This window comes from Pseudomonas putida (assembly GCF_028682175.1).
GTDB classification, from domain to species: domain Bacteria; phylum Pseudomonadota; class Gammaproteobacteria; order Pseudomonadales; family Pseudomonadaceae; genus Aquipseudomonas; species Aquipseudomonas putida_AD.
In genome coordinates this window covers 1-17,584 of the sequence record NZ_JANHKS010000077.1, presented here as the reverse complement: position 1 = coordinate 17,584, position 17,584 = coordinate 1, and the positions used below count along the sequence as shown (strand labels likewise).

At 61.8% G+C, this 17,584-nt stretch carries 15 protein-coding genes; 10 read left to right on the top strand and 5 right to left on the bottom strand.

All coding sequences use genetic code 11. From position 1 onward, the window contains the following. Positions 1-180: 180 nt before the first annotated feature. The 3 genes from NPS29_RS27570 to rpmE all read right to left on the bottom strand — a co-directional run bounded on the left by NPS29_RS27570 (position 181) and on the right by rpmE (position 2,676). The gene (locus NPS29_RS27570; RefSeq protein WP_274136610.1) at positions 181-1,449 is read right to left on the bottom strand and encodes a malic enzyme-like NAD(P)-binding protein; all 1,269 of its coding nucleotides are present in this window, start codon (positions 1,447-1,449) and stop codon (positions 181-183) included. Positions 1,450-1,633: 184 nt separating this feature from the next. After that, positions 1,634-2,380 carry a thermonuclease family protein gene (locus NPS29_RS27565; RefSeq protein ID WP_274136609.1) on the bottom strand — a complete coding sequence of 249 codons (747 nt, stop codon included), beginning with the start codon at positions 2,378-2,380 and terminating at the stop codon, positions 1,634-1,636. A 74-nt stretch (positions 2,381-2,454) separates the two neighbouring features. Then, positions 2,455-2,676 carry a 50S ribosomal protein L31 gene (gene rpmE, locus NPS29_RS27560; protein WP_093465365.1) on the bottom strand — a complete coding sequence of 74 codons (222 nt, stop codon included), beginning with the start codon at positions 2,674-2,676 and terminating at the stop codon, positions 2,455-2,457. Between the two features lie 167 nt (positions 2,677-2,843). Between rpmE and NPS29_RS27555 the strand changes: the two genes are divergently transcribed. From NPS29_RS27555 to NPS29_RS27510, 10 genes are all read left to right on the top strand, one after another. Continuing rightward, a complete protein-coding gene (locus NPS29_RS27555; protein ID WP_274136608.1) occupies positions 2,844-5,063 on the top strand; it encodes a primosomal protein N' in 2,220 nt (739 codons plus the stop codon). Between the two features lie 241 nt (positions 5,064-5,304). Continuing rightward, entirely contained in the window at positions 5,305-7,041 is a 1,737-nt protein-coding gene (argS, locus tag NPS29_RS27550) for an arginine--tRNA ligase (protein WP_274136607.1), read from the top strand. 1 nt (position 7,042) lies between these two features. Further along, complete coding sequence (locus tag NPS29_RS27545) at positions 7,043-7,735, top strand: SPOR domain-containing protein (protein ID WP_274136606.1); 693 nt, start codon at positions 7,043-7,045, stop codon at positions 7,733-7,735. A 253-nt stretch (positions 7,736-7,988) separates the two neighbouring features. Further along, a complete protein-coding gene (gene hslV, locus NPS29_RS27540; RefSeq protein WP_274136605.1) occupies positions 7,989-8,519 on the top strand; it encodes an ATP-dependent protease subunit HslV in 531 nt (176 codons plus the stop codon). Positions 8,520-8,582: 63 nt separating this feature from the next. Then, positions 8,583-9,920, top strand: coding sequence for an ATP-dependent protease ATPase subunit HslU (hslU, locus tag NPS29_RS27535; RefSeq protein WP_274136604.1), 1,338 nt, complete (start codon positions 8,583-8,585; stop codon positions 9,918-9,920). Between the two features lie 129 nt (positions 9,921-10,049). Further along, positions 10,050-10,427, top strand: coding sequence for a DUF971 domain-containing protein (locus tag NPS29_RS27530; RefSeq protein ID WP_274136603.1), 378 nt, complete (start codon positions 10,050-10,052; stop codon positions 10,425-10,427). Between the two features lie 328 nt (positions 10,428-10,755). Further along, positions 10,756-12,435 (top strand): class II poly(R)-hydroxyalkanoic acid synthase, encoded by a 1,680-nt coding sequence (gene phaC / locus NPS29_RS27525; protein WP_274136602.1) that lies wholly within the window; start codon positions 10,756-10,758, stop codon positions 12,433-12,435. Between the two features lie 296 nt (positions 12,436-12,731). Continuing rightward, a complete protein-coding gene (phaZ, locus tag NPS29_RS27520) occupies positions 12,732-13,592 on the top strand; it encodes a poly(3-hydroxyalkanoate) depolymerase (protein ID WP_274136601.1) in 861 nt (286 codons plus the stop codon). A 44-nt stretch (positions 13,593-13,636) separates the two neighbouring features. Continuing rightward, positions 13,637-15,319 carry a class II poly(R)-hydroxyalkanoic acid synthase gene (gene phaC, locus NPS29_RS27515; protein WP_274136600.1) on the top strand — a complete coding sequence of 561 codons (1,683 nt, stop codon included), beginning with the start codon at positions 13,637-13,639 and terminating at the stop codon, positions 15,317-15,319. Positions 15,320-15,472: 153 nt separating this feature from the next. Continuing rightward, positions 15,473-16,087 (top strand): TetR/AcrR family transcriptional regulator, encoded by a 615-nt coding sequence (locus tag NPS29_RS27510; protein ID WP_274136599.1) that lies wholly within the window; start codon positions 15,473-15,475, stop codon positions 16,085-16,087. Positions 16,088-16,153: 66 nt separating this feature from the next. Here NPS29_RS27510 and NPS29_RS27505 read toward each other — a convergent pair whose 3' ends face one another. Both NPS29_RS27505 and NPS29_RS27500 read right to left on the bottom strand, forming a co-directional pair. Next, entirely contained in the window at positions 16,154-17,026 is an 873-nt protein-coding gene (locus tag NPS29_RS27505; RefSeq protein WP_274136598.1) for a phasin family protein, read from the bottom strand. Between the two features lie 10 nt (positions 17,027-17,036). Further along, positions 17,037-17,462, bottom strand: a complete 426-nt coding sequence (locus NPS29_RS27500; protein ID WP_274136597.1) for a phasin family protein — start codon at positions 17,460-17,462, stop codon at positions 17,037-17,039. Positions 17,463-17,584: the final 122 nt, after the last annotated feature.

The following is a 17,584-nucleotide window of genomic DNA, read 5'->3' as shown; positions in this document are numbered from 1 at the left end:
GTGCTGCTACGGGGGATTGATTCTCCTGTAGGAGTGAGCTTGCTCGCGATAGCGGTGTGTCAGGCACTAATCCATGGCAGACATACCGTAATCGCGAGCAAGCTCACTCCTACAGAAACGGGCACGACACAAACAAAAAAGCCCTGCACATGTGCAGGGCTTTTTTATTACCGCAGGCCGTTAGCCGTTGAAGACTTCATCCACGCTCTTGAGCGGGTAGTGCTTCGGATACGGTTGGGTCGCTACGCCGCTTGCGATGGCTGCCTTGGCAACGGCATCGGAAACGACTTCCAGCAGGCGCACGTCCAGTGGTTTCGGGATGATGTACTCACGGCCGAATTCCAGCTTGATGCCGCCGTAGGCGTCGCAGACTTCCTGAGGAACCGGCAGCTTGGCCAGGTCGCGCAGGGCGATGGCGGCGGCGATCTTCATTTCTTCGTTGATGCGCTTGGCGCGAACGTCCAGGGCACCGCGGAAGATGAACGGGAAGCCCAGCACGTTGTTGACCTGGTTCGGGTAGTCCGAACGGCCCGTGGCCATGATGACGTCGCTGCGAGTGGCGTGGGCCAGCTCTGGCGAGATTTCCGGATCAGGGTTCGAACAGGCGAACACGATCGGGTTAGGCGCCATGGACTTCAGGCCTTCAGCGCTCAGCAGGTTCGGGCCGGACAGGCCAACGAATACGTCAGCGCCATCCAGCGCGTCAGCCAGGGTGCGCTTGTCGGTCGAATGAGCGAACTGCGCCTTGTACTGGTTCAGGTCCGAACGGTCGGAATGAACCACGCCGTTACGGTCGATCATGAAGATGTTTTCGATCTTCGCGCCCATGCTCACCAGCAACTTCATGCAGGAGATGGCCGCAGCACCGGCGCCCAGGCAGACGATTTTCGCCTCTTCCAGGGTTTTGCCAGCGATTTCCAGGGCGTTGATCATGCCGGCTGCGGTCACGATCGCGGTGCCGTGCTGGTCATCGTGGAAAACCGGGATGTCGCACTGTTCGATCAGGGCCTTTTCGATCTCGAAGCACTCAGGTGCCTTGATGTCTTCCAGGTTGATGCCACCGAAAGTGATGGAGATGCGCTTGACGGTGTCGATGAAGGCTTGCGGGCTTTCCGAGTCGACTTCGATGTCGAACACGTCGATGCCGGCGAAGCGCTTGAACAGCACGCCCTTGCCTTCCATGACCGGCTTGGAAGCCAGTGGGCCCAGATCACCCAGGCCGAGAATCGCGGTGCCATCGGAGATGACCGCTACCAGGTTGCCCTTGCCGGTGTATTTGTACGCCAGCTCAGGGTCGCGACCGATTTCGCGGACCGGCTCAGCTACACCCGGGCTGTAGGCCAGGGACAGATCGCGAGCTGTCGCGGTAGCTTTGGTGAGTTCTACGCTCAGTTTTCCCGGACGAGGATTGGCGTGATAGTCGAGCGCGGCAGTTTTTAAATCTGACATGAGGGCATTCCGCTTTTTACTGTTGGACAGACGGACGAAGGAGCATACGCAAGTCAGAAAGTCCTAACAAGACTGGCAAGTCACCTCTGTCAAGGGCCCGAATCTACGACTTTCAGCGTAGAGCCGCGAAATACAAGGGCCGCAGTCGAGACAATCGATGCGTAAAATGTCTACAAAATTCAGATTATTTTGTATTCAACATTGCAGGATGAGTGATCGGCATCATCCATTGCGCTTCACCCGGCTTCAAACCGCCCCTACGGGAGCGATCCACCACCCAGCCCCGCGCCTCGATCTGCCGCCCCTTTAGCTTCTCAAGGGATGCGACATCGAACTGACCGACCAGCTTGGGCGCAATGCGCAGCACCAGGTTGTCCGAGAACTCGATCCACACCCCGCCGCCATTACGCTGAACGCTCGCCACCTGCCCCGACACCACGGCAAAGCCGCCCTTGTCGATCTGCGCCGCCGACTGCACCGGGGAATTGCGCCACAGGCCCAGCCGCGCCTGGCGGGCGGTGTTCTCCGCCGCTTGCTGGCAATCCACCAGCGCCACATTGGGCGAAACGGCGACCAGATAGCCCAGCCCTTCGGCCAGCAGTTGCGCTTCCATGTTGGCGCCGTTGCGGCCGTAGACGTTGGCCAGTGTGCGGCCATAATGATCGGCGGCCTGTTCACCGACACGCAGGCTGACCTGACCGTCACTTTCATCGACCAGCGCCTGCAAACGACGCTTGGCCGCTTCGGCAAAAGGCTCGGTCGACTGACCTTTTTTGCCAGTTTCTGGCGCATTGAGTCCAATCATGCGCACGCTGCGACCATCGGACAGACGCAAGGTGTCACCGTCCACCACCCGTTGCACTTGGGCCGATGGCAAGGAAGAAGGCGCCGGGCACAGGGCCAACGCAGACGGGAGCCAAATCGCAGACATAAAAAAGGCGCCCGCGAGGGACGCCTTCTTGAGTAGCCTGGAGCAGCTCGGGGAGCGATCCAGAGTAACCACTCTTACTTCGCTTTGGTTGCGCCGAACGCACCGAAACGCGACTTGAACTTGTCGACGCGGCCGCCAACGTCCAGAGTCTTCTGCTTACCGGTGTAGAACGGGTGGCACTCGTTGCACACGTCCAGGCTCAGAGGCTTGGCCAGGGTGGAACGGGTCTTGATGACGTTGCCACAGCTGCAAGTTGCGTCAACGGCTTCGTAAACTGGATGGATATCAGCTTTCATGGGTATTTCCTCAGGCTGGCGTGCCGCCACCCAACACTATTGTTGAATACCGCACGCAATTAGGCCGCGAATATTACCAGACATCGCAAATCACGCAAGAGAACCTTGAGCCCGGTCGTCTGCTAAGATCGCGCCCTGGTCATACTCCGTAACAGGAAATCCCCCGCGTGCCCGACGCCATTCTGCGCCTCGCCCTGCCCTCGCCCTTGCGCCGCCTGTTCGACTACCGCGCCCCCGCCGGAGTCCAGCGCAGCGCCTTGCAGCCCGGGATGCGCCTGCGGGTGCCGTTCGGTCGCCGGGAGATGATCGGCATTCTGGTGGAGATCACCGATCACAGCGAAGTGCCCGCCGAGAAGCTCAAACCGGCCATCGCCCTGCTGGACAGCGAAGCGCCGCTGCCCGCCGCGCTGTTCAAGCTGTGCCTGTGGACCGCCCAATATTACCAGCACAGCCTGGGCGACACGCTGAGTTGGGCGCTGCCGGTGATGCTTCGTCAGGGTGAACCGGCCGAAGCGCGGCAGGATCGTTTCTGGCAGATCGCCGAAGGGGCCAGTATCGATGACCCGCGCATCGCCCGCGCGCCGAAACAGAAAGAAGCACTCAGGACCCTCGCCCAGCACCCCCACGGCGTCGCCCATCAGCTATTGAGCAAGCTGATGCTCAATCGCGACAGCCTGAACCTGCTGCTGGCCAAGGAACTGGTGACCGTCGAAGTGCGCGGCCATGCACCCATCGAGCGCCACGAACACTGGCTGGCCCAGCCCGAACTGCCGCTGAATACCGAGCAGCGCGCCGCGTTCGAGGCGATTCGGTCGGGTTTCGGCAGCTTTCACGCCTCACTGCTGGCGGGTGTGACCGGCAGCGGCAAGACCGAGGTCTATCTGCAACTGATCCGCGAAACTCTGGAAGCGGGCAAGCAGGCGCTGGTGCTGATCCCGGAAATCAACCTGGGCCCGCAAACCCTGGCGCGGTTCGAACAACGCTTCAATGCGCGGATCGCCCTGCTGCATTCGGCAGTCAACGACCGGGATCGCCTCGACGCCTGGCTGGCGGCGCGCGACGGCGAAGCCGACATCATCATCGGCACCCGCTCGGCGCTGTTCACGCCGATGAAGAACCCCGGCCTGATCATCATCGACGAAGAGCACGACGGCTCTTATAAACAGCAGGAAGGCTTGCGTTATCACGCCCGGGACCTGGCGCTGGTGCGTGCGCGGCAGGAAGACATCCCGATCGTGCTGGGCTCGGCCACGCCATCACTGGAAAGCCTGCACAATGCCCACACCGGGCGGTACGCCCTCCTACGCCTGAATCAGCGCGCGGGTGGTGCGCAACAGCCACGTTTCCTGCGCCTGGATGTAAAAAGCCGGCCACTGGACAGTGGCATTTCCGGCCCGATGCAGCAAGCCATCGCACAGACGCTTGCGGCAGGACAGCAGGTGCTGGTGTTCCTCAACCGTCGCGGGTTCGCCCCGACCCTGCTGTGCCACGACTGCGGCTGGCTGTCTGAATGCAACCGGTGCGATGCGCGGATGACCGTTCATCAGCGCTCCGGCGAGCTGCGCTGCCATCATTGCGGCCATGCCGAGCGGGTTCCGCGAAACTGCCCGGCGTGCGGCAAGGTCGATCTGCGCCCGGTGGGTGCCGGGACCGAGCGCGCCGAGGAGCGGCTGGCGATTCTGTTCCCTGATTACCCGGTGTTGCGCGTTGACCGTGACAGCACCTCGCGCAAGGACGCGATGAACCAGCTGTTCGCCACCATCCAGAAGGGCCAGCCGTGCATTCTGGTCGGCACGCAGATGCTCGCCAAGGGCCACCATTTTCCGCGAGTGACCCTGGTGTCGATTCTGGACGCCGACGGCGGGCTGTTTTCCGGCGATTTTCGCGCCAGCGAGCGCATGGCGCAGTTGATCGTGCAGGTGGCCGGGCGCGCCGGGCGGGCCGAAGAACCCGGCAAGGTGATTATCCAGACACACCTTGCAGAACATCCGCTGCTGATCCAGCTCACCGAACAGGGTTACTTTGCCTTCGCCGAACAGGCCCTGAGCGAACGCCGCGCTGCCGGGCTGCCGCCGTTTTCCCACCTGGCGCTGCTGCGCGCAGAAGCCCACAAACCGGGACAGGCGGAAGGTTTTCTGGACGAGGCCTGTACGGAAGCGGAACACCTGTTGAAGGAAATGTCGCTCGGCGGAATTGAACTGTTGGGCCCTGTTCCGGCTCCGATGGAACGCCGCGCAGGGCGTTATCGCGCCCAATTATTGGTTCAGGCCAACGCCCGGGCGCCGCTGCACAAGCTGTTGGCAACCTGGCTGCTGGCGCTGGAGAGCATGCCCAGCGGGCGCGCGGTCAGGTGGTCGCTGGATGTGGATCCGGTGGATTTGTATTAGCACAAAGCCCCTGTAGGAGTGAGCTTGCTCGCGATTGCGGTGTAACAGCGATGAAGATGTTGCATGACACACCGCAATCGCGAGCAAGCTCACTCCTACAGAAAGCGGTGGCAGCATCGGCACTACAAAACACAACCGCGCATCCACCGCGGTTGGCAAGGTGGCTCCGGCAACGGATAATGCCCAGTTTTTCCACCCGCGCATCGAAGCGCTGCCGCGCTTGCGGTCGAAAGAGAGCCTCATGAAAGACACCATTCGCCAGCTGATCCAACAAGCCCTGAGCCAACTCGTCACCGAAGGCGTATTGCCGCAGGGCCTGACGCCGGCGATCCAGGTGGAAAACGCCAAGGACAAGAAAAATGGCGACTTCGCCAGCAACATCGCCATGATGCTGGCCAAGCCTGCGGGCATGAAGCCGCGCGATCTGGCCGAGAAGATCGTCGCCGCCTTGCCTGCCGACGAGCAGATCAGCAAGGTCGACATCGCCGGTCCCGGCTTCCTCAATTTCTTCCAGAACACCCAGGCCCTGGCTTCGCGCCTGGACGAAGCCCTGGCCGACGCCACCCTGTCGGTGCGCAAGAACGGCCCGGCCCAGCGCGTGGTGGTCGACCTGTCCGCCCCCAACCTCGCCAAAGAGATGCACGTCGGCCACCTGCGCTCGACCATCATCGGCGACGGCGTGGCCAGCGTGCTGGAATTCCTCGGTGACACGGTCATCCGTCAGAACCACGTGGGCGACTGGGGCACCCAGTTCGGCATGCTGCTGGCCTACCTGCAGGAAACCCCGGCCACCAGCGACGAGCTGTCGGACCTGGAAAACTTTTACCGCGCCGCCAAGGGCCGCTTCGACGAATCCGAAGAATTCGCCGAGCGCGCACGTGGCCTGGTAGTCAAGCTGCAGGCTGGCGACCCTGAGTGCCTGTCGCTGTGGACCCGTTTCAAGGACATCTCCCTGTCGCACTGCCAGGAAGTCTACGAGCGCCTGAACGTCAAACTGACCCCCGCCGATGTCATGGGCGAAAGCGCCTACAACGATGACCTGGCCAACGTGGTCAGCGACCTGAAAAAGGCCGGCCTGCTGGTGGAAAGCAAGGGCGCACAGTGCGTGTTCCTCGATGAATTCAAGAACGCCGAAGGCGAGCCGCTGCCGGTGATCGTGCAGAAAGCAGGCGGCGGTTACCTCTACGCCACCACTGACCTTGCTGCCGTGCGCTACCGCAGCAACGTCCTGAAAGCCGACCGCGCCCTGTATTTCGTTGACCAACGCCAGGCGCTGCACTTCCAGCAGGTGTTCGAAGTGGCCCGTCGTGCCGGTTTCGTGACCAACGGCATGCAGATGGAGCACATGGGCTTCGGCACCATGAACGGTGCCGATGGCCGTCCGTTCAAGACCCGCGATGGCGGCACCGTCAAGCTGGTGGACCTGCTGGACGAAGCCGAAGAGCGCGCCTATGTGCTGGTCAAGGAGAAGAACCCGGAAGTCGCCGAAGACGAACTGCGCACCATCGCCAAGGCCGTGGGCATCAGCGCGGTGAAATACGCCGACCTGTCCAAGCACCGCGCCAGCGACTACAGCTTCAACTTCGACCAGATGCTGAGCTTCGAAGGCAACACCGCGCCTTACCTGCTGTACGCCCACACCCGCGTTTCCGGCGTGTTCCGCAAGCTGGGCGAGGCGTTCGACGAGAGCAAGGGCCAGATCATCCTCGAAGCCGAGCATGAGCAGGACCTGGCTGCGCGTCTGGCGCAATTCGGCGAGACAGTGAACAACGTCGCCGAGAAAGGCACACCGCACGTCCTGTGCGCCTACCTGTACGATCTGGCGGGCCTGTTCTCCAGCTTCTACGAGAACTGCCCGATCCTGAACGCCGAAAACCCCGAGCAACAGCAGAGCCGTCTGCGCCTTGCGCACCTGACTGGCCGCACCCTCAAGCAAGGCCTGCAATTGCTGGGTCTGGAAACTCTGGAGCGTATGTAAGTTGGCAGTCAAAAAGAAACCAGCTCCCAAGCGCGGCGCCAGCCGGTACGAGGCACCCGCAAAGAAGCCGATTCCGGGATGGGTGTGGCTGGCGATCGGCCTGTCGGTCGGTGCCTTCATCGTTTTCCTGATGAAACTGGAGCCGGGCAGCGGCGATGACATCAAGCGCGTGAAGGCCGAAGCCAAGGCGGCGAAGATCGCGGAAGCGAACAAGACGCCGCCGAGCCCGACTGCGCCGGTCAAGCCCAAGTACGATTTCTACACGCTGCTGCCTGAGTCGGAAGTTATCGTGCCGAACGAGGCCGTGCCTGAGAAGACGCCGCCTGCGGTGGTCACCCCGACCACGCCGGTCACGCCTGAACAGGCCGCGAAGATCGACACGGCCCGCGCCCAGGCAGCCCTCAGTGGCCTGACGCCTCCGCCTGCGCCACCTGTGACCAAGCCGGCTGCGGTGACCACGTTCTTCCTGCAGGCGGGCTCGTTCCGCAAACAGGCCGACGCCGAAAAGGTGCGTGCGCAGATCATTCTGCTGGGCCAGGCCGCGACGGTGGAATCGGGTACGGTGAAGGATGAGACCTGGTACCGCGTGCTCGTGGGCCCGTTCAGCAACCGCGAACAACTGACGACCGCACAGAAGCAACTGGCTGGCGGCGGGTTCAGTAACCTTTTGTTGCAACAACGCCAGGCCCGGTGACTTCACGCCGGCCTTTGTAGGAGCGCGCTTGCCCGCGATTGCGGTGTGTCATTTACGAATTGATCGCTTGACACGACGCCATCGCGGGCAAGCGCGCTCCTACAGTGTTTAGGTTGTTCGCAAATGGAGCATGGGTACGATCATGGCGGGCTACGGCACCTGCCATTCATCCCCCACGGTTGAAATACCCTTCCCCACCCCCATATGAGTTTCCATCAGGGCATTTTCGCCCCGCAGCGTGGAGACTCTCCCCTTGACCACCATCGTTTCAGTGCGCCGCCAAGGCAAAGTCGTCATGGCTGGTGACGGCCAGGTTTCCCTGGGCAATACCGTCATGAAAGGCAATGCCAAAAAGGTCCGTCGTCTTTATCACGGCCAGGTCATCGCCGGTTTCGCTGGCGCCACTGCCGACGCCTTCACCCTGTTCGAGCGTTTCGAAGCCCAGCTGGAAAAACACCAGGGCCATCTGGTCCGCGCCGCTGTCGAGCTTGCCAAAGACTGGCGTACCGACCGCTCCCTGAGCCGTCTGGAAGCCATGCTGGCCGTCGCCAACAAGGACGCCTCGCTCATCATTACCGGCAACGGTGACGTCGTTGAGCCCGAAGACGGCCTGATCGCCATGGGTTCGGGCGGTGCATTCGCCCAGGCCGCCGCGCGCGCCCTGCTGCTGAAAACCGAGCTGTCGGCGCGAGAAATTGCCGAGACGGCGCTGCACATCGCTGGCGACATCTGCGTATTCACCAACCACCACATCACCATTGAGGAACAGGACCTCGCTCAGTGAGGCCCGACGCTGGCGGCAATTCATCGCCGCCAGCCCTTCATGACCCAAGGACCGTTGAAAGCCATGTCCATGACTCCCCGTGAAATCGTCCACGAACTCAATCGCCATATCATCGGCCAGGACGATGCCAAGCGCGCCGTCGCCATCGCGCTGCGCAACCGCTGGCGCCGGATGCAGCTGCCCGAAGAGCTGCGCGTTGAAGTCACGCCCAAGAACATCCTGATGATCGGCCCGACCGGCGTCGGTAAAACCGAAATCGCCCGTCGCCTGGCCAAGCTGGCCAACGCGCCGTTCCTCAAGGTTGAAGCCACCAAGTTCACCGAAGTGGGCTACGTGGGCCGCGACGTCGAGTCGATCATTCGCGACCTGGCCGACGCTGCGCTGAAGCTCCTGCGCGAACAGGAAATGGTCAAGGTCCGTCATCGCGCCGAAGACGCCGCCGAAGACCGCATCCTCGACGCCCTGCTGCCTGCGGCCCGCACCGGTTTCAGCGAAGAAGCCTCGTCGGGCAGTGATTCCAACACCCGCCAGCTGTTCCGAAAGCGCCTGCGTGAAGGCCAGCTGGATGACAAGGAAATCGAGATCGAAGTGGCCGAGATGGGCGGCGTCGACATTTCCGCGCCGCCTGGCATGGAAGAGATGACCAACCAGCTGCAAAGCCTGTTCGCCAACATGGGCAAGGGCAAGCGCAAGAGCCGCAAGCTCAAGGTCAAGGACGCGCTCAAGATGGTGCGCGACGAAGAAGCCAGCCGCCTGGTCAACGACGAAGAGCTCAAGGGCAAGGCGCTGGAAGCGGTCGAACAGCATGGCATCGTGTTCATCGACGAGATCGACAAGGTCGCCAAGCGCGGCAATGTCGGCGGCGCCGATGTCTCCCGCGAAGGCGTGCAGCGCGACTTGCTGCCGCTGATCGAAGGCTGCACCGTCAACACCAAGCTGGGCATGGTCAAGACCGACCACATCCTGTTCATCGCCTCCGGTGCGTTCCACCTGAGCAAGCCGAGCGACCTGGTGCCTGAGCTGCAAGGCCGTCTGCCGATCCGCGTTGAGCTGAAGGCGCTGAGCCCGCAGGACTTCGAACGCATCCTGAGCGAGCCGCACGCATCGCTGACCGAGCAGTATCGCGAGCTGCTGAAAACCGAAGGCCTGAACATCGAGTTCCTGCCAGAGGGCATCAAGCGCCTGGCCGAGATCGCTTGGCAGGTCAACGAGAAGACCGAGAACATCGGTGCCCGCCGCCTGCACACCCTGCTGGAGCGTCTGCTGGAAGAGGTTTCCTTCAGCGCCGGCGACCTGGGCAGCGCGCAGGACACCGCCACGATCAAGATCGACGCCGAATACGTCAACAGCCACCTGGGCGAACTGGCGGAAGACGAAGACCTGTCGCGGTATATTCTCTGATCACCGCAAGTCTCCTGTAGGAGTGAGCTTGCTCGCGATAGCGCCAGATCAGGTCAATACATCGTTGCCTGACACACCGCATCGCGAGCAAGCTCACTCCTACAATGTCCAGTGCAAGGCATACCGTTGATGACACGCATACCCTCCGCCATCCAGCTCCACAAAGCCTCGAAGATCCTCTCGCTCAAATACGGCCCCGACGAGGAATACCACCTGCCCGCCGAATTTCTGCGGGTGCATTCGCCTTCGGCCGAGGTTCAGGGCCATGGCAATCCGATCCTGCAATTCGGCAAGCTGGGTGTCGGGCTCACCAAGATCGAACCGGCAGGGCAATACGCACTGAAATTGACCTTCGACGACGGTCATGACAGCGGATTGTTCACCTGGGAATACCTGGAGCAACTGTCGCTGCGTCAAACGCAGCTGTGGGACGAATATCTGGCCGAGCTCAAGGCAGCCGGCAAATCCCGTGACCCTTCCGAGCAAGTCATCAAGCTGATGCTCTAGTCCGCGGCTGGGCGACCGGCCGGCGTTTTAGGACGCACTTTCTAATTCCTTTTGCTTCAATGGTCCGCGCAGCGGTCAATGATTGCCCCTGCTTGCGATTTTTTGAATTCTCGCGTAACCAATGATTCTGGCAGGTTCTCTGCATCGGAGTTTTTGCAGAAGCCTGCAGGTGTGATCCAGGGCGTTGCCACGCATCCTTCCGATCGTCGCGTAATCGTCACACCCGTTTGTGTTAATCATCGGTCACCCGAGAGCAGTACCGGCTCTGGTCTGTGACGCGTGTTCACAGCCGCACCGGTGCTCGTCTCAGGACAATGGAGCGTCGTAGATGAGTAACAAGAGTAATGATGACCTGCCGCGTCAAGCCTCTGAACACACGTTGGGGCTCAACCCCGTCATAGGCCTGCGGCGCAAGGATTTGCTCACCACGGCACGCATGGTACTGACCCAGGCAATACGCCAACCGATCCACAGCGCCAAGCACGTGGCCCATTTCGGGCTGGAGCTGAAAAACGTCCTGCTGGGCAAGTCCACCCTGGCACCCGACAGCGACGACCGTCGTTTCGTGGATCCTGCCTGGAGCCAGAACCCGCTCTACCGTCGCTACCTGCAGACCTACCTTGCCTGGCGCAAGGAACTGCACGACTGGATCGGCGACAGCAGCCTGTCGGAACAGGACATCAGCCGCGGTCACTTCGTGATCAACCTGATGACCGAAGCCATGTCCCCCACCAACGGCGCTGCCAACCCGGCAGCGGTCAAACGCTTCTTCGAAACCGGCGGCAAGAGCATCCTCGATGGACTCTCGCACCTTGCCAAGGATCTGGTGAACAACGGCGGCATGCCCAGCCAGGTCAACATGGACGCCTTCGAAGTCGGCAAGAACCTGGGGACTTCCGAAGGCGCGGTGGTGTTCCGCAATGATGTGCTGGAACTGATCCAGTACCGGCCCATCACCGAACAGGTGCACGAGCGCCCGCTGTTGGTGGTGCCACCGCAGATCAACAAATTCTACGTTTTCGATTTGAGCCCGGACAAAAGCCTGGCCCGCTTCTGCCTGCGCAACAACGTGCAGACCTTCATCATCAGTTGGCGCAACCCGACCAAGGCCCAGCGCGAGTGGGGCCTGTCGACCTACATCGATGCGGTGAAGGAAGCGGTGGATGTGGTCTGCAAGATCACTGGCAGCAAGGACGTGAACATGCTGGGCGCCTGCTCCGGCGGCATCACCTGCACCGCGCTGCTGGGCCATTACGCCGCCCTTGGCGAGCAGAAGGTCAACGCCCTGACGCTGCTGGTCAGCGTGCTCGACACCACGCTCGACACCCAGGTCGCATTGTTCGTCGACGAGCAGACCCTGGAGTCGGCCAAGCGCCACTCGTATCAGGCCGGCGTGCTCGAAGGCAAGGACATGGCCAAGGTTTTCGCCTGGATGCGCCCCAACGACCTGATCTGGAATTACTGGGTCAACAACTACCTGCTGGGCAACGAGCCGCCGGTGTTCGACATCCTGTTCTGGAACAACGACACCACGCGCCTGCCCGCAGCGTTCCACGGCGACCTGATCGAGATGTTCAAGAACAACCCGCTGGTGCGCACCGACGCGCTGGAAGTCTGCGGCACACCGATCGATCTCAAGCAGGTCAAAAGTGACATCTTCTGTCTTGCCGGCACCAACGACCACATCACGCCGTGGGTCTCGTGCTACAAGTCGGCCAGGCTGTTTGGCGGCAAGACCGAATTCGTGCTGTCCAACAGCGGGCACATTCAGAGCATCCTGAACCCGCCGGGCAACCCGAAGGCGCGATACATGACCAACCCGGAGCTGCCGGACGACGCCACCCGCTGGCAGGAAGACGCCACCAAGCACACCGATTCCTGGTGGCTGCACTGGCAGGCATGGCAGGCGGAGCGCTCCGGCAAACTGAAAAAATCCCCCGCTACACTGGGTAACAAGGCCTACCCGGCCGGGGAAGCTTCACCGGGGACGTACGTGCACGAGCGGTAAGACGCGCACACAAAGCCCGTAGCAGCACGGCTTGCCGGCGGGAGCGGCCTCGAGTACGCCCCCGCCGGCAAGCCGTGCTGCTACCCCTGTAGGAGTGAGCTTGCTCGCGATGCGGAGTGTCAGGCGCAGTCGATGTTGAATGTACAGACGCCATCGCGAGCAAGCTCACTCCTACAGGGGATGCGGTTTTTTGAAAGGACGGCAAGCATCGAATACGCAGGAACCGCCCACGCGGTTTCAGGACCGGAGAAAGCGCAGGACAGCATTACCGGCGTTTAACCAACAGGGCTTCGCGCATGCCGCAACCGTTTGTATTTCGCACCATCGACCTGGATGGTCACAACATCCGCACCGCGGTGCGACCCGGCAAGAGTCATCTGACGCCGCTGCTGATTTTCAACGGCATCGGCGCCAACCTCGAACTGGTGTTTCCATTCGTTGATGCACTGGACCCGGACCTTGAAGTCATTGCCTTCGACGTCCCCGGTGTCGGTGGCTCGTCGACGCCCAGGCGGCCCTATCGCTTCCCGGGCCTGGCCAAACTCGCCGCGCGCATGCTCGATTACCTGGACTACGGCCAGGTCAACGCCATCGGTGTGTCCTGGGGCGGCGCCCTGGCCCAACAGTTCGCCTACGACTACCCCGAGCGCTGCAAGAAGCTGGTGCTGGCCGCCACCGCCGCAGGCGCGGTCATGGTGCCGGGCAAGCCGAAAGTGCTGTGGATGATGGCAAGCCCGCGCCGCTACATTCAGCCGTCCCACGTGATTCGCATCGCTCCTGACATCTACGGCGGCGCCTTCCGTCGCGACCCGAACCTGGCCGCCAACCACGCTGCCAAGGTCCGCTCGTCCGGAAAGCTGGGCTACTACTGGCAGCTGTTCGCGGGCATGGGCTGGACCAGCATTCATTGGCTGCACAAGATCCGCCAGCCCACGCTGGTGCTCGCCGGGGACGACGATCCGCTGATTCCGCTGATTAACATGCGACTGCTGGCCTGGCGTATCCCCAATGCCCAGCTACACATAATCGACGACGGTCACTTGTTTCTGATCACCCGGGCCGAAGCTGTCGCGCCCATCATCATGAAGTTTCTTGCGCAAGAGCGGCAGCGTGCCGTGATGCATCCTCAGCCCGCACCTGTTGGGCGATCTCACTGAGGCTACCTGCATTAGTTCATGGCCTGACGAAGGAGTGTTGATCCATGCGAGAAAAGCCGGCAAAGAATGCCTACCCGACGCCAGCGACCTACATCAACGCGCAGAGCGCCATCACCGGCCTGCGCGGCAGGGATCTGTTCTCGACCCTGCGCAGCGTGGCGTTGCAAGGCCTCAAGCGCCCGGTCTATACGGCGCGTCACGCCCTGACCCTTGGCGGCCAGTTGGGCAAGGTGCTGCTTGGTGAAACACCTCATCAGTTGCACCCGCAGGATGCGCGCTTCAACGACCCGACCTGGGCCCACAACCCGATTTACCGTCGCGGCCTGCAGGCCTATCTGAGCTGGCAGCACCAGGTGCGCAACTGGATCGCCGACAGCGGCCTGCCCGAGGACGACCGCTCCCGCGCGCAGTTCATCTTCGCACTGCTCAACGACGCGCTGGCGCCGACCAACAGCCTGCTCAACCCGCTGGCGGTCAAAGAGCTGTTCAACTCAGGCGGCAGCAGCGTGGTGAAGGGCCTGAGCCACATGTTCGATGATTTCCTGCACAACAATGGCCTGCCCAGCCAGACCACCAAGGACGCCTTCGAGATCGGCCGCACCCTGGCCGTGACGCCGGGCGCGGTGGTGTTTCGCAACGAGCTGCTGGAGCTGATCCAGTACAAGCCCATGAGCGAAAAGCAGTACGCGCGGCCCCTGCTGATCGTGCCGCCGCAGATCAACAAGTTCTACATTTTCGACCTCAGCCCGCACAACAGCTTCGTCCAGTACGCGCTCAAGAACGGTTTGCAGACCTTTATCATCAGTTGGCGCAACCCGGATGTGCGCCATCGCGAGTGGGGGCTTTCCAGCTACGTGGAGGCCGTCGAGGAAGCCATGAACGTGTGCCGGGCGATCACCGGCGCCCGCGAAGTGAACCTGATGGGAGCCTGCGCCGGTGGCCTGACCATCGCCGCCTTGCAGGGCCATTTGCAGGCCAAGCGTCAGATGCGTCGGGTGGCCAGCGCGACCTACCTGGTGAGCCTGCTGGACAGCCAGATCGAGAGCCCCGCCACGCTGTTCATCGACGAACAGACCCTTGAGGCCGCCAAGCGCCGCTCCTACCAGCGCGGCGTGCTGGATGGCCGCGACATGGCCAAGGTGTTCGCCTGGATGCGGCCCAATGATCTGATCTGGTCCTACTGGGTCAACAACTACCTGCTGGGCAAGGCGCCGCCGTCGTTCGACATCCTCTACTGGAACAACGACACCACCCGCCTGCCCGCCGCGCTGCATGGCGACATGCTCGATTTCTTCAAGCACAACCCGCTGACGCATGCCGGAGGCCTCGAGGTGTGCGGCACGCCCATCGACCTGCAGAAGGTCACGGTGGACAGCTTCAGCGTGGCCGGTATCAATGACCACATCACTCCTTGGGATGTGGTCTATCGCTCGACGCTGCTGCTGGGCGGCGAACGCAGGTTCCTGCTCTCCAACAGCGGCCATGTGCAAAGCATCCTCAACCCGCCAGGCAACCCCAAATCGAACTTCGTGGAGAACGGCAAGCTCAGCGGCGACCCTCGCGCCTGGTACTACGACGCGACCACCACCGAAGGCAGCTGGTGGCCGACCTGGCTGAGCTGGATTCAGGAACGCTCGGGGCCGCAACGCGAGACGCTGACGGCACTGGGCAACCAGAACTACCCGCCGATGGAGGCAGCGCCGGGGACCTACGTGCGCGTGCGCTGAGCCTCTTGTCCTGTAGGAGTGAGCTTGCTCGCGATTACGTTCTGTCTGGCGACGTACTCGAATCTGACACACCGCTATCGCGAGCAAGCTCACTCCTACAGGCACGTGCTGCACCCGAGACCTCGTTTTTGGATACCGACTTAAGAAGACTGGATGAAGACCCGCGACCGCATACTCGAATGTGCCCTGCAGCTGTTCAACCTGCAGGGCGAACCCAACGTCTCGACACTGGAAATCGCCAACGAACTGGACATCAGCCCGGGCAATCTCTACTACCACTTTCACGGCAAGGAGCCGTTGGTGATGGAGCTGTTCGAGCGCTTCCAGGTCGAACTCGCGCCCTTGCTCGATCCACCGGCCGACGCACGCCTCGAGGCTGAGGACTACTGGCTATTCCTGCATCTGATCGTCGAGCGCCTGTCGCATTACCGCTTTCTGTTCCAGGACCTGTCGAACCTGGCCGGACGCCTGCCGAAGCTGGCCCGTGGCATCCGCAACCTGCTCAACTCGATCAAGCGCACCCTGGCCTCGCTGCTGGCCCGCCTGAAGGCCGAAGGCCAGGTTACCAGCGACACCCAGGCACTGGGGCAACTGGTCGAGCAGATCACCATGACCTTGCTGTTCTCGCTGGATTACCAGCGCATTCTGGACCGCGAAGGGGAAACCCGCGTCGTCGTGTACCAGATCATGATGCTGGTCGCGCCGCACCTAAAACCGGGTGCCCGGCATGCATCAGAGAAGCTGGCGATGCACTATCTGGAAGATTGAGATCGACGGGCAATAAAAAACCCGACCTGCTTGCACAGATCGGGCTTCGGGATAACCAGCCGGGGATCAGGATTGGCTGGACGGTGTCGACGCCGTGGAGCTGGCCGACGATGGTGCGGCCGCAGCGGCCTGCGCCGGTGCGCTTGAAGCGGTGCTGGCCGGTGCTGCCGAGGCAGGCGCTGCTGCCGGTTTCGCGGCTGCTGGCTTGGCGGCGGCTGGTTTTTTCGCCGCTGCCGGTTTCTTCGCGGCTGCCGGTTTGGCCGCCGCTGCCGGTTTGGCGGCAGGTTTCGCAGCAGGCTTGGCCGCAGGTTTCGCTGCAACGGCTTTGGCCTTGGCAGCAGTCGAAGCAGCAGCCTTGGATGCCGCAGCTACCGGTTTGGCCGCAGCCTTGGCCGCTGCCGGTTTGGCGGCTGCAGTCTTGCTCGCAACGGTGCTTGCCGCTTTCGCAACAGGCTTGGCCGCAGCTTTGGCCAATGGCTTGGCGGTGGTTTTAGCCGCAGGTTTTGCAGCGGCGGTTTTCGAGACAGGTGTGACCGAAGCGCCGGTCAGTTTCTCGATCTGCTTGGTCAGCAGGTCAACCTTGCTGTGCAGTGCCTTGACCTCGTTGCGGCTGGGAACGCCCAGACGCGAGATCGCGCTGTTCAGGCGCTTGTCGAAAGCCCCCTCCAGCTCGCCCCATTTGCCCAGCGCCAGATCCTTCACGTCACCGACGCGGGATTTGGTAGTGGTCTTGGCCGTGTCCACGGTCTTGCCAACGGTGGCCTTGGTTTCCTTCTCGGCTTTCTCGCCGTCCTTGACCAACGATTCGAAAAGCTTACTGCCGTCATTGCTGATCTTCGAGTAAGCGCCTAAACCAGCCAGCCAGATTTGGCGCGAGTATTTTTCAACCTCGCCAATCCAGGAGCTGCCTTCTTTATCGGTTTTCTTTTTGCCAGCCATCCCGCTCTCCTTATTGTTTACGCGCGACACGTTCGAGCAATGCCGTCAGCTCATCGAGCTTAGCAGAGAGTGTCTCAACATCATGTTTAGACGGAATACCGATGCGATTCAAGGCGCTAGCCACGCGGCGGTCGAATGCGCTTTCGATCTTGTCGAGTTGCGCTTCCACACGGCCCTTGGCCTTGATCACTTCACCGGTCACTTCGTCGATTTCGGTGTTGGCCGCCTCGACCTTTTCATCGATGACTTTCTTGGCTTTCTTTTCAGTCTGCTCGCCGGTGCGAATCAGCTCTTTGACGTACTCGCTGCCTTCCTGGCCAGCCTTGACGTAGGCGCCCAGGCCCGCGAGCCAGATCTTGCGCGCATAGAGACGGACTTCCGAAAAGGTCCTGGCCTCTTCGTTCGCGATTTTTTTCTTCAGGGCAACTTTGACCATGACGCACCTCACACTCGAAAGGGATGGGAGCAACCGCCCGCAGGAAGTTGGGGCATGGGCACAAAGTAGAGGGAAAAATTAGAATGCTCACCCTAGGTGGTGAATACACAGATCACGCCGAC

Coding starts and splice junctions, on each gene's coding strand:
- NPS29_RS27570 (WP_274136610.1), bottom strand. CDS start 1,449: ATGTCAGATTTAAAAACTGCCGCGCTCGACTATCACGCCAATCCTCGT.
- NPS29_RS27565 (WP_274136609.1), bottom strand. CDS start 2,380: ATGTCTGCGATTTGGCTCCCGTCTGCGTTGGCCCTGTGCCCGGCGCCT.
- rpmE (WP_093465365.1), bottom strand. CDS start 2,676: ATGAAAGCTGATATCCATCCAGTTTACGAAGCCGTTGACGCAACTTGC.
- argS (WP_274136607.1), top strand. CDS start 5,305: ATGAAAGACACCATTCGCCAGCTGATCCAACAAGCCCTGAGCCAACTC.
- hslU (WP_274136604.1), top strand. CDS start 8,583: ATGTCCATGACTCCCCGTGAAATCGTCCACGAACTCAATCGCCATATC.
- NPS29_RS27530 (WP_274136603.1), top strand. CDS start 10,050: ATGACACGCATACCCTCCGCCATCCAGCTCCACAAAGCCTCGAAGATC.
- phaC (WP_274136602.1), top strand. CDS start 10,756: ATGAGTAACAAGAGTAATGATGACCTGCCGCGTCAAGCCTCTGAACAC.
- phaZ (WP_274136601.1), top strand. CDS start 12,732: ATGCCGCAACCGTTTGTATTTCGCACCATCGACCTGGATGGTCACAAC.
- phaC (WP_274136600.1), top strand. CDS start 13,637: ATGCGAGAAAAGCCGGCAAAGAATGCCTACCCGACGCCAGCGACCTAC.
- NPS29_RS27510 (WP_274136599.1), top strand. CDS start 15,473: ATGAAGACCCGCGACCGCATACTCGAATGTGCCCTGCAGCTGTTCAAC.
- NPS29_RS27505 (WP_274136598.1), bottom strand. CDS start 17,026: ATGGCTGGCAAAAAGAAAACCGATAAAGAAGGCAGCTCCTGGATTGGC.
- NPS29_RS27500 (WP_274136597.1), bottom strand. CDS start 17,462: ATGGTCAAAGTTGCCCTGAAGAAAAAAATCGCGAACGAAGAGGCCAGG.